Origin of the sequence: Pseudomonas kairouanensis (assembly GCF_004682055.1) — a bacterium.
GTDB lineage: Bacteria > Pseudomonadota > Gammaproteobacteria > Pseudomonadales > Pseudomonadaceae > Aquipseudomonas > Aquipseudomonas kairouanensis.
In genome coordinates this window covers 1-12,480 of record NZ_QUZU01000022.1, presented here as the reverse complement: position 1 = coordinate 12,480, position 12,480 = coordinate 1, and the positions used below count along the sequence as shown (strand labels likewise).

Below are 12,480 nucleotides of genomic sequence, written 5' to 3'. Positions count from 1 at the left end.
GTCGCTCTCTTTTATATCTATGGGGACAGGCTATCCGCCACGGATTGTACGACTACTTGCCACCTGTTGGGGTTTGCAATTGAGGTACGTCGAGGACTTCAACCAGTGCTGGTCGGGGTACCACGAGAACATGAACTGGCCATCCTTGAGCTTGTCCACCACTTGGCGTGCCACTTGCGGGCGTACGGCCGGGCAACCCTGGCTGCGCCCGATGCGGCCTTCGCGCTTGCTCCACAGGGGGCTCACGTAGTCGGCGGCGTGGATCACGATGGCGCGGTCGCGGGCCAGGTCGTTGAACCCTGGCTCCAGGCCGTCCATGCGCAGCGAATAGCCGTGGGTGCCCAGGTAACTTTCCTGGGTGCGGAACAGGCCCAGGCTCGACTGGTGGCTGCCCTCGCGATTGGAGAACGCGGTGGCGAAGTTTTCCCCGGACTTGGCGCCATGGGCCACCAGGTCACGCAGTACCAGGGTCTTTTTGCGCAGGTCGAAGATCCACAGCCGACGGGCGGTCGACGGTTGGGAGTAGTCAATGACGGCCAGGCGGTCGGAGCGTTCCTCGCCGTTATTGACCGCACACTGCACGGCGTTCAGGGCGCTTTTGAGTACCGTGGGATTGAGTTCTGGAGCCGAGCGCGCCAGGCTGCTATACAAGGTAGGAGAGTTGCCATTGGCGGCGAGCGCAAAATTGCTCAAAACAGCCAGGGTCATGGTAGCCAGGCCAAGCCGGCACAAAAAAGTCAGCATCTGCAGTACAGCCCCCCGCTGCGGATTGGAGTTAAGCCAAGTGTTCAAAAAACACGCATGTTACTTGAGCATTTGCCTGCTCGTTGCACCACTGGTCGCGACAGCCGATGAGCTGCCGGCCGAGCCGCTACCGGTGACCACCCCGGCGCCGGTGGATCTGGCGCCCGTGCAGCAGGCGCTGGCCCAACTGCCCAGCGTTTGTCCCAGCTTGGCGCCGCACCTCGACGCCGCCGCGCAACTGCGCCTGCAAGCCTTCTACCAGCAGCAGGGCAACACGCCGCTGTGGTCCGTCGACGAGCGTCGCCAGGGCTTGAACGCCCAGTTGCAACTGCTCGCCGACGACGGCCTGGACCCCACCCACTATAGCCTGCCTGCGCCAGACGCCACGGCCAACGTGCTGTGCAGCGATATCGACAGCAGCCGCCAGTACCTGCAAGCCCTGCAGGATTTGCACTACGGGCGCTTGCAGCAATCGCGTTTTGAGCCCCTGTGGCATTCCCAGCCGCCTGCCCATGATCCCAATACCGAAGTGCTGGCGTTTGCCGCCACCGGTTTGCAGGACATGGCCCAAGCCTTCGACCAGGCGCGCCCCAGCGCCGATCTGTACCGTAGCTTGCGCAATGCATATTCCAGCGTGCGCCACCAGCCCTTGCCCCATTGGGACCCGGTCGCCAGCGGCCCGTTGCTGCGCCCCGGCATGGAAGACCCGCGTGTACCGGAACTGGCGCGGCGACTGGTCGGTGGCGGCTACCTGGCCAGCGCGCCCAGCGGCAGGCAATACCGCGACGAACTGGTCAAGGCGGTCAAGGCCTTCCAGCTCAGCCACTCGTTGCAGGCCGATGGTGTGATCGGTGCCGGCACCGTGGCCGAGCTGAATATCAGCCCGGCAGTGCGCCGCGAACAGCTGCGCATCAACCTCGAACGCTTCCGCTGGCTGGCCCAGGACCTGGAGCCCGAAGGCGTGCTGGTCAACGTTGCCGCCGCGCAATTGAGCGTGTACCAGAGCGGCATCCCCGTATGGCAAACCCGCCTGCAAGTGGGGCGTGCCGAACGCCAGACGCCGCTGCTCAAATCGCGCATTACCCGGCTAACCCTCAACCCCACCTGGACCATCCCGCCCACCATCATGCGCGAGGACAAACTCCCGGCCATCCGCCTCAACCCCGAATACCTGCGCCAACAAAACCTGCAAGTGCTCGACGCCGAAGGCCACCCACTGGCCCCCGAGCAAATCGACTGGGCGCGCCCTGGCAATATCCTGCTGCGCCAGGAAGCCGGCCCGCGTAACCCGCTGGGCAAGATCGTGATGCGCTTTCCCAACCCGTATTCGGTGTACTTGCACGACACCCCGAGCCAGCCGCTGTTTACCAAGGGGCCACGGGCGTTCAGTTCAGGGTGTGTGCGGGTTGAACAACCGTTGCTGCTGCGCGACCTGCTGGTGACCCCGGCCGAGCGGGCGCGCACCGATGCGCTGCTGGCCACCGGAGTGACCCATGAGTTCAGGCTGGCCACACCGGTGCCGGTGCTGTTGGGCTATTGGACCGTGGAGGTCGATCGCCAGGGTGGGCTGGTGTATGCGCCGGATATCTATGGAAGGGATCTGGTGCTCATGAAAGCCATGGGCAGCGTGCTCTAAATACTCGGTCGAACGCGGTCAAAATGTGGGAGGGGGCTTGCTCCCGATAGCGGTGGTTCAGTCAGAACATCTACGACTGACACACTGCCATCGGGGGCAAGCCCCCTCCCACATTTGACCGAGTTGAACCGTTATTTTGGGGTCCAGATTCGATCGAACAGTGCTGCCAATGCCGCTTGATGGCTGATGCCAATCACCGTGCAATTGGGTAACTCTTCACGCAGCAACACCAGCAATGCCCGTGCACTCAACTCATCCAACTGGTTCGTCGCCTCATCCAGATACAACGTATCCGGTGCATACAACAACGCCCGCGCCACGCCGATGCGCTGTTGCTCACCGCCAGACAATTCCCGCGCCCATTCCACCTGCTCATCCAGGCGCCGCACCAGTCCCGCCAACCCCACCTGCTGCAACACCGCCATCAACCGCACCGCACTCGGTACCTCGACCGCCGGGTATGCCAGCAAGTTACGCAACGGCATGCGTGGTAAATAAGGCTTCTGCGGCAGCAACAAGCTGCGCCCCGGCGGCAGTTGCCAGCCACCGCGACAGTACGGCCAGATACCTTGCAAGGTGCGCAGCAAGGTCGATTTGCCGATGCCACTGCGCCCGGCAATCAACAGCCATTCGCCTTGGGCCACTTGCACCGACACATCCCCCAGCAGCACCCCGGCGTCCGGGCGCAATACGTCCAGGCCATTGATGCACAGGCAGTCGCCAATCACCGGCGCCTTGGCCTGGCAGCGGCTGGCGGCGATGGCTTGTTCGAACTGCCCCAGCCGTTCCACCGCCGAACTCCAGTGCATCAACTTCGGGTAGAGCTTGATAAACCAACTGAGGGAGCCTTGCACTGCACCGAAGGCGCTGCGGATTTGCATCAAACCGCCCAAGGTGATGGTCTTGGCCAAAAAGGCGGGCAGGGCGGCAAACACCGGGATGATCAGGCTCACCCGCTCATAGCTGACGGTGAACAAGCTCAGGTTGCGCTCGCGCCCCATCAGTTGGCGCCAGTTGCCGGTAATGGCCTGGAAACGCTCGGCCAAGTGCTGGCGCTCCACCGCTTCGCCACGGTACAGGGCGATTTGTTCGGCATGCTCGCGCTTGCGCAACAGGCTGGCACGAAAGTCGGCTTCAAAGTGTTGGCGATCCACATTCAACCGGTGCAGCGGGCGGCCGACCCAGTGGGTGATCAAGCTGCCCGCCAAGGTGTAGAGCAACACAATCCACACCAGGTAACCCGACAGCGTGATGCTGTAGCCACCGACAGTGAACGTCTGCACCCCCGACAACTGCCACAGGATGCTCATAAACGCGCCCACCTGGGCCATGTTGATGATGAACGAGGCCACCAACTCCACACTCAGGTCGGCGACGATGTTTACGTCTTCGGCGATGCGCTGGTCGGGGTTGTCCGGCTCACCGGCGAGGCCCAGGCGATAGAACGCCTGGTCCGCCAGCCAGGCCTGGGTGAACTGCGCGGTCATGGCCTGGCGCCAACGCAGTACCAGGGCTTTGCGCACCCAGTCCAATGCCACCACGATCAGCACGTAGGCGCTGAGGTACAACACGTAGCGGCCCATCAGCGCGTACAACGCGCCGGTGTCGAACTCGCCGAGGGTGTCGTAGAAGGTCTTGCTCCAGGCATTGATCAGCACGTTGATCTGCACGATCAACAAGCCCATGCCGATGATGCCGGCCAGCATCAGCCAGCCCAGCCATTGCGAGCCCTGGCGCCAGAACGGCGCGGCCAGGCGGTAGAAGGTACGCAGGCTTTTCACTGGGCGTGCGCCTTGGGCAGTACGCGCAACAACACCTGGTTAGACGCGGGGAACACTTGGCTGGCCAAGGGTTTGATCAACTCGATACGCAGGCCATCCGGCAAACGCGCCTGGCGGCTCAGGTAGCGCGGGTCTTGCCACTGGCGTTCGCTAAGCAACAGGCGGCGCCATTGGGTAGCGGGATCGGTAAGGCGGGCTTTCTCCTGGCGCCGCAGTTCGTTGCGTGCGCTGGCGACCCATTTTGCATCCACCGAATGACCCAATTGCGCGAGGGTTTGCTGGGCCAGGGCCCACAGTTCATCGGCGCGTCGAGGGTCGCAGGTGAAGCTCAGCTGGCTTTCGATGCGTTGGGTGTCTGGGTTTAGCTCGCTGTCGAAGCGCAGGCGGTACACGCCGGAGGCTTCACCGCGCAGGCGCTGCTTGAGTTGCTGGTTGGCCAGGTCACGCAGGGCCGCGACACGGGCGGCGGCTTCGGGTGTCCAAGGGTGCTCGCTGAAACTGCTGGCTTCCAGCACCACACGGGGTTCAAGGGCGACGGCAATATCGCGCAGGCGTTGCCCGGGCTGTTGCAGGGCCGGGAGGGTAGGGTGTGCGGTGCCACGGGGGATATTGGCCAGTTGCTCACGCACTAGGGCGTCCAGTTGCGCCGGCTCGATATCCGCCATCAGGTAATAGGTGACAGGGGCCTTCACCAGTTGCTGCCAGTCGCCCGTCAGGGTGCCCGGTTGCAGTTGCTCTAGCGCGGCTTGATCAGGCGCCTGCCAGCTGTCGGCGCCGTAGCGCACTTCACGCCGGGCCGCTGCGATGGCATCCGGGCGTGTGCTGACCCGCGACAACAAATCATCCCGCGCCTCGCTGAACAACTCATCGTCAATTACCGCACCCACCTGGCTCTGGCGATAGCTTTGCAGCAGTGTGGCCAGTGCTCCGTTGGACGCTGGGCTGGTGCCGCTCAACTGCAAGCGCGTGGCGCTGTGCTCAAGGCTGAGGGTGGCTTTATGTTGCTTGCGCCACGCCTCCAACCCCTCGCCGCCACTGACACTGCCCAGTTGCGCAGCCATTTGCAGGCGCCAGGCGGGCACGTCGCTACGGTTAAAGCCTGCGGCCGATTCGGCTTGCAGGCGCCACTTACCGTCCTCGGCATTGCGGCGCAGCCACACCAGTCGGTCACCGTTGGCCAGGTTCCAATGTTCGACCAGTTCAGCGGCGAAAACCCGCTTGCCCACGACGCTGCCCGGCTGGCCGGCAGACGCGGGTGTGAAGGTGATGCTCGGCGGCGCTACAGGGGCTGCGGTAACCGGCGCAACCAGCGAGGTTTGAGCGATGGTCGTGCGCAGTTGCTGCACTTCTTTCACGCTGGGCAGGCGCACCACGCTGTTGCCCGGTGCCGTCAATTGCAGCACTTGGTCGGGGCTGTCGAGCCAGCGGTTGAGCCGCGCATTCACGGCGGCCAGGTCGATGCTGTCCAGTGCCCGCAACGTGCGTTGGGCAATCTGGTGCGGCGCCACGACAGGGCGGTTTTGCACGGCGGCATCGTTGAGCGAGGTTACCCACTGCTCGAAGGTGCGCGACTCATCCTTGGCCAGCATGCCGTCGGCCAATTGGCGCAGCTTGGCTTGCTCGCGCTGCAAATCCTGGGCGGTCAAACCGTGTTGGCGCAAGCGCTCAAGCTCGGTCAGTACTTGCTTCAAGGCCTCATCATGATGGGCGCCGTCGACACCGGCGGCCACCCCGAGCACGCTGGACTGTTCGCCGATCAAGGTCTTTTGCACGGTCAGGCTGCGCACGCCGGGTTGCAGCGGTTGCAGGCGCAGTTGGGCCAACAGCGCCGACAGGGTGATGCGGTCGATCAAGCGCTCGCGGCTGGCCTCGGCGGTGGAGCCACGGCTGTCCGGCTCATGCAGGCGAAACAGCAGTGACACCTGGTTGCTGCCGGTTTGCGGGTCTTGCAGGCGGAAGATTTTCAACGTGTCGTCGAGGGGTAACTCACGATGATCGCGCGTGGGCAGTTCCTGCGCGGCAGGGCCACCGAAGGCCTGCGCGATCTGTTGTGCCAGCTGCTGCGGATCGAAATCGCCGACCACCGACAGGATCATATTGTTCGGCACATACCAACGTTGCTGGAAGCGCTGCAAGGCACTGAGGGACGCCGTACGAATCGCCGCTTCATTGCCGATGGTGCGGTGCTGCGGGTAACGCGAGCCTACGCGCTGGGTGGCGGCGCGCTGGTCATTCATGCGCTGCGCAACCCCTAGGCCGCCGCGCCATTCTTCGATCACGATGGGGCGTTCGCGCTCAAGGTCCAGGGCGTTGTAATCGCCGGCAAAGACCAGTTGTGCGAGCTTTTCCAGGGCCAGCGGCGTTTGTGTGCTGCCGGCCATGGGGCTGAGCAGGTATTGGGTGCGGTCGTAGCTGGTCACTGCATTGAAATTGCGCCCCTGCACCCAGCCCAATTCGGTCATTTGTGCGCGCAGGTCAACGGCTTGCCCGGCACGGCTGCGAAAGGTCAAGTGTTCAAGCATATGGGCCACGCCCACCTGATCGTCGTCTTCGTCCACCGAGCCGGCGCGCACGGTCAGGCGCAGGTCCAGGCGCCCGACCTGGCTGGCGTCGCGCACCAGACGGTATTCCAGGCCATTGGCCAATTGCCCGCGCACCACTTGCGGGGCCCAAGGGAGCGGCGTCTCGGTTGCGGGCGACGCGCAGGCGCACAGCAGTAGCGGGCCGAGCAGGCCAGCAAGCATCTTGTTCATCAGGGTTTCCAGGCTAAACGGGTGAGGGGGTTAGAAGCGGTAGCCGACTTCCAGCCAGTATTGGCGGCCGACTTCATAGGTGACGGTGGCGCTGCCACTGCCGACGATTTCGTTGACCTGGTCAGTGACGTTGGTGATGTCCACGGCGGCGAAGAGCGCCTGGTCCTTGCCGGTGGGAATCTCCCAATCGATGCGCATGTCCCAGGTGGGGGCGGCCTTGACCTTGGCGGCCTCGTAGACCGCAAGGTCCTCACCGTTGACGGTGACGATGTCGTCGGTGCTGACGATTTGCTCATAGGCCCCGCGATAACGCAGGAAGTTGCTGATCGTCAGGTTCCACTGCGGGATTTCGGTGATGGCGGTGAGTCGTGCGGTCCATGGTCGGTTGAAGTCGCTGGCCGGCAATTCGCTGTAGGCGATCTGCTTGCCGTCGTACATCACGTCTTCGTTGGCGTATTGATCGGCGGTGATGCCTGACTCGTATGTGCCGTAAGCGTCCTTGGTGCGCGACCAATCAAACGCCGCCTGCAGGCTGGTGCGCGTGTTTTGCCAGCGAAACTCATGCTTGGGGGTGATGCTCAGCGTGATGTTGTCGCTCTCGCTGGAAGCCTTGTTGGTGTAGGTGTAGTAGATGCTGTCGAAGCCAGCCTGCGGGCCCAGCCCGAGCACGCGGGACGAGGCCCTGCCGATTTTGTCCTTGCCCTCGCGGTGCACGTATTTGAGACGGAAGTCGGTGTCGAGCCAGACTTGATCCAGCCCCAGGGTCAGTTCGTCGTCGTAGGGCACTTTGAGGTCGCTGAACTTGTTCAGGTTTTCGGTCTTGATCGCCGTCCAGGCGCCGCCTTGGGTGGTGCGGGTGTAGCGGGTGTTAAAGCCCTGGCGACCATCGGCCAGGCGGTATTTGAAAAGGTTGCGCCCGTAGTAACGGTTTAAACCAAACACCATCACCGTGCTGCGATCGCCGAAGAAGTCGTAGTCACCCGAGAAACGCGGCGCCAGGTTTTGCTGCTTCATGTAGTCGTCGCCTTCCAGGCGCAGGCCTGGACGCAGACCCAGTTTGCCAATCTGCATCGTGTCCTGGATGTAAAACGCGTACTTGTTTTCCACCATGTCCAGCTTGCCGGCGCCGTAGACGTTACGGGCGTTGGCCCACTGGCGGGTGTTGCCGTTGATCAGCAGGCCCACGGAGCACAACGGGTCGTCGTTGACGCAGCTCGCTCCGTCATCGCGTCGTGTGATATTGGCCGAGGTGGCCTCGGTGGCGCGCTCCCAAGTAGCTTGAGTGCGCGTCAGCTCCATACCGCTGACCAGCGCGTGTTCGGCGCCGCCCCAGCTGAATGCCTGCCAGTCGGTCTTGAGCCTGTAGTTGATACCGCGTTGGGTCTGATCGAGGTTGCCATAGGATCCTTCGCCACTGCGGGAGGTCGCGCTGGTAGGGCGGCCCCAGTTCTTCACGCTGGAGTAATACCAGGCGATGGCGTCGTCAGACTCCGCCTCTCGAGAGCTATTGAGGTCGGTCAGCGCCAGGGTGTGGGTCCAGCGCGCCGAGTCGCCTTCCCATACGGCTTTGAGCGAACCCTGCCAGCCACCGTTGATGTTGGTGAAGTTGGAGTTCTTGTAGTTTTCGCGAAAGTAGGTGTTTTCCTGGGGCGCCTTGATAAAGGTAGTGTCGAGGCTGAGACGGTCGTTGACGTTCCAGTAGGTGTTGAGCATGTAGTTATCGAGCTGGCGCGTTTGGTCTTCCCGGTTGTCGCCGTTCTCGCTGGTATAGCCGTCCTCGTACTTGTTCAAGGGGATCACCGAGCGCTTTTGCGAGAAGCTCAGCATAGCGCCGAAGTCCTCGGTCAGGTGGCCTTCCAGGCGGCCGCGCAGGGTGGTCTTTTCGAACTCGGGCTGGTACTGCTCGTTGGAGGCGTTGTCGAAGTTGGCCTGGTCTTTCTCGGTGATGTGGTATTTGGTCCACGCCGAACGGCTCATCGAATACGACAGCTTGCCGTGCAGGTCCTGGCTGGGGCGCCGCGTGATTGCATCGACCACACCGCCGTTGAAACCCCCGTATTCGGCCGGCACGTTGCTGTCGTAGACCTTTACTTCTTCCAGCAGGTCGGCGTCCAGGGCGATGCCATGGGAGCGGCTGGGGGCGGCGTCGAACTGGCGTGTTTCGCCGTAGCCGTGGGCGCCGGGGTCGAGGTCGTTGTTGATCGAGATGCCGTCGATCATGAAGTTGTTTTGGTAGAACTTGGCGCCGTTGATGCTGATATCGGCCGGGTCGATTTCGCCGGGCGCATTGGACTTTTGCTGCGAGCCGCTGAACTGCACGCTGGGGTGCATTTGCAGCAGGGTGGTGATGTCGCCGTTGGCACCGGGGAACGCCTGGATCGCCTTGTGATCGATCACCGTGGCGCCCTGGAACGAGTTCTCTTCGGTAAAGCCCAGCACGACGGTGTTGTCCAGGGTCACCGGCCCGTCTTCGGCCGTGGGCAGGCGATGGAAGATCAGCGCGCCGTCCTGATAACCCCAGCCGATACCCGTGCCTTGCAGCAGGTAGGCGAGGGCGGCGTCATTGCTCATGGCGCCGTTCACGCCGGGGGACTTCACGCCCTTGAGCAGTTGCGGGTCGACGGTGATCTGTTGGCCGCTCTGTTGCCCAAAGGCGATCAGCGCACCCGCCAGGGATTGGGCCGGAATATCAAAACCGCGCGCCGCGCTGGTGTCGCTGGCCTGGGGTTGGGCCAGCGCCGGGGGTACCACGGCCATGGCGCAGCACAGGCCGAGCAAGCTGGCGCCGGCACTTTTTTTAAGACGCAGCGGCCATGGGCCGCGCTGCCCAGGCAAGCGGTGAAGGGTGTGAGTCATGCAAAAAGTCCCCGCGCCGGTCAAGCAACCGGCCAGTCAAATGAATACGAATAAATCTCAATTGCTGCGCGCGGAACAGAAGACGGGACAGCGCGGGGGATTTTCAGAAAAAAGATGAAATATTTTTGAAATCAGCGAAATCACTTGCTCAGGATCAGCAACCACGGGCTGTAGGCCGTGACTTTCGCCCCATAGGGTTGCAGCACCGCTTGCAGTGCTGCCTGGGGTTTGCGCAGGTCGTAGACGCCGGTGACCCGTTGTGCGCCGAGCTGTTTATCGCGCAGTACGATGATCGCAGGCGTATAGCGGCGCAGTTGCGTCAGCACGTCGCTGATGGGCAAGTCATCGGCAATCAACTGGCCCTGGCGCCAGGCGGCGGCCTGGCTGGGGGCGAAGGCGCTGAGTTCGGCCTGCCCGCCACGCAAGGTGAGGCGTTGCCCCGGTACCAGGCTGGCGAGTTGGCGGCCGGCCTGGCGCTTGTTCACGTTGACCGAGCCTTGTTGCACGGCGACGCTGTCTTGTTGGGTGTCGACGTTGAACGCTGTGCCGGTGACGGTCACTTGCAACGTTTGTGTCCACACATGAAAAGGTTTGCTCTTGTCAGGCATCACCTTGAAAAACGCCTGGCCGCTGAGCAACTTCACGTCGCGGTGGTTGCCGGCGATGTCCACGGCGATGGCCGAGTGGCTGTCCAGTTGCACCACGCTGCCGTCGCTTAAGGTGATGTCGCGGGTTTCACCAAAGCCTGTGCGGTAGTCGGCTTGCCAGCGCAGCAGCAGGCTCGGTGCCAAGGCCACTACCAGGCAGGCGGCGATGGCGGCAGCTACCCAGCGGCGAGTGCGCCGTGGGCGGGCAAGCGGGCGTGCTATCGAGGGCGCGACCGGCGTGGGCCATTGCTGCACGGTGGTCGGGGCCAGTTGCCCGGTCAATTGCCACATGCGTTGGGCCTTGCGGTAGGCCTTGGCATTGGCCTCGTCGAGGGCGCACCAGCGGGTCAGCTGTGCCTGCAAATCCGCATCCTGCGGGGCCTGTTGCGCGCGCAGCAGCCAGTCAAGCGCCTGGTCACGGCGGGCGTTGGCGCAATCCTCGGTGGGCATGAACGGGGCATCTCCGCTGGCAAAAATCGGCGGGCAGCTTCCCATGGAATCGCCCTTGACTGCAAAAGACGCGGCAGCCACGGGTTTTTTCAGAAAATCAGTCATCGTCCGGCTCCAGGCAGTCCATGCAATGGCGCAGGGCGTCGTGTACCAGTTGGTGTACCAGTGCCGTTGACACGCCCAGCTCGGCCGCGACTTGCTGCAAGGTGAAGCCGCCCAGGCGGTGCATCTCGAAGGCAAGCCGCGTGCGTTCGGGCAACTGGGCCAGGGCGCGGGCGATGGCGTGCAGTTCGTTCTGGCTGCTCACTTCGCGTTCCGGCGAGGCGGAGCTTGAGGGCAATTCGTTGAGCAGTTCATCACCACCCGGCTGCACCCGTTCGGTGGCGGTGCGGCGCGTGAGGTCCAGCGCCAGGTTGCGCACGATGCGGTACAGGTAGCTGGCCGGGTGGCGGATATCGGCCTGCGCGTCCTGGCCGCTGAAACGCAGCCAGGCTTCCTGCACCACGTCCTCGGCGCGGGCGCGGCAGCCCACGATGGGCGCGGCATAATCCAGCAGCGCGGCCCGGTGGGTCAGGTAAAGCTGGAGTTTTTCATCCGCCAAGAGAGTCAGCTGCCTGCGCGCGACTGTGCGATCGGGCACAGACTGGGAAGTGGGAGGGCGCGGAGTTTAGCGGTAGTTGATAATGGTTATCAACAAGTAGGATGTTTTTAATGGGTGCGTAGGATTTGATGAAGGTATCCTGCCACTCACTCCCGCTGAAGACAGGACCGCCCATGCCCTTGCAGTTCGTGAAAATGCACGCCCATGGCGACGACTTCATCATCATCGACCGCCGTGGCCTGAATGATCCGATTACGCCGCAGATCGCCCGCCAGTTGGGCAACCGCCACACTGGCATCGGCTTCAACCAGCTGGCCGTGGTGCTGGACTGTGATGACGCCGCCGCCCGCATCAAGTTCTGGAACCCCAACGGCACGCCGCTGGCCACCTGCGGCAGCGCCACCCGTGGCGTCGCCGAGCGTTTGATGCACGAAACCTGCAGCGACTCGGTGGTGCTGCGCACTGATCGCGGCTTGCTGACCTGCGTGTGGCAGCCCGGGCGACAAGTGTCGGTGAACATGGGCGAGCCGTCGCTGGATTGGTCGGCGGTGCCGTTGGCCGAGGCCATGGATACACAGCATTTGCCCATCGAAGGCGACCCGGCGGCGTGCAGCATGGGCAATCCTCATTGCACGTTTTTTGTCGACGACATTGCCACTGTGGATGTGGCCGCCGTGGGGCCTCTATTGGAAGTTAACCCACTGTTCCCGGCCAAGACCAATGTGCATTTTGTGCAGGTGCTCGACCGTGGCCGCATCCGCCTGCGTATCTGGGAACGTGGCGGCGGTGTGCCGCTGGGCTCCGGCTCGTGCTGTTGCGGGGCGGTGGTCAATGGCATCCGTCGCGGGTTGCTGGATGCCACGGTGCAGGTGCAGTGCGACGGCGGCACAGTGACCGTGCACTGGGCGGGTGAGGGTGGGGTGGTGTTGACCGGGAGTGTGGAGCCGGTGATGCAGGGGAGTGTGTTTGGGATTGGCTGAATGGCTGCAGCGGTGGGCCGGGGCTTGCATCT

General features: G+C 63.2%; 8 protein-coding genes. 2 read left to right on the top strand and 6 right to left on the bottom strand.

Translation table 11 applies throughout. The features are described 5' to 3' along the window. Nucleotides 1-30: 30 nt before the first annotated feature. On the bottom strand, nt 31-744 hold the full coding sequence (locus DYL59_RS17685; RefSeq protein ID WP_135290305.1) for a murein L,D-transpeptidase catalytic domain family protein: 714 nt from the start codon (nt 742-744) through the stop codon (nt 31-33). 40 nt (nt 745-784) lie between these two features. Here DYL59_RS17685 and DYL59_RS17680 point away from each other — a divergent pair, with 40 nt between their 5' ends. Next, nucleotides 785-2,380, top strand: coding sequence for a L,D-transpeptidase family protein (locus DYL59_RS17680; protein WP_135290304.1), 1,596 nt, complete (start codon nt 785-787; stop codon nt 2,378-2,380). Nucleotides 2,381-2,511: 131 nt separating this feature from the next. Here DYL59_RS17680 and DYL59_RS17675 read toward each other — a convergent pair whose 3' ends face one another. The 5 genes from DYL59_RS17675 to DYL59_RS17655 all read right to left on the bottom strand — a co-directional run bounded on the left by DYL59_RS17675 (nt 2,512) and on the right by DYL59_RS17655 (nt 11,468). Further along, nucleotides 2,512-4,161: an ABC transporter ATP-binding protein/permease gene (locus DYL59_RS17675; protein WP_135290303.1), complete on the bottom strand. Its 1,650-nt coding sequence runs from the start codon at nt 4,159-4,161 to the stop codon at nt 2,512-2,514. Then, nucleotides 4,158-6,914, bottom strand: coding sequence for a M16 family metallopeptidase (locus tag DYL59_RS17670; RefSeq protein ID WP_135290302.1), 2,757 nt, complete (start codon nt 6,912-6,914; stop codon nt 4,158-4,160). The genes DYL59_RS17675 and DYL59_RS17670 overlap by 4 nt, the downstream gene beginning before the upstream one ends. Nucleotides 6,915-6,944: 30 nt before the next feature. Then, entirely contained in the window at nt 6,945-9,770 is a 2,826-nt protein-coding gene (locus tag DYL59_RS17665; RefSeq protein WP_135290301.1) for a TonB-dependent receptor, read from the bottom strand. 140 nt (nt 9,771-9,910) lie between these two features. Then, complete coding sequence (locus DYL59_RS17660) at nt 9,911-10,972, bottom strand: FecR family protein (protein WP_238340708.1); 1,062 nt, start codon at nt 10,970-10,972, stop codon at nt 9,911-9,913. Then, entirely contained in the window at nt 10,965-11,468 is a 504-nt protein-coding gene (locus DYL59_RS17655; RefSeq protein ID WP_135290300.1) for a sigma-70 family RNA polymerase sigma factor, read from the bottom strand. The genes DYL59_RS17660 and DYL59_RS17655 overlap by 8 nt, the downstream gene beginning before the upstream one ends. Nucleotides 11,469-11,641: 173 nt before the next feature. Between DYL59_RS17655 and dapF the strand changes: the two genes are divergently transcribed. Next, on the top strand, nt 11,642-12,448 hold the full coding sequence (gene dapF / locus DYL59_RS17650; RefSeq protein WP_135290299.1) for a diaminopimelate epimerase: 807 nt from the start codon (nt 11,642-11,644) through the stop codon (nt 12,446-12,448). Nucleotides 12,449-12,480: the final 32 nt, after the last annotated feature.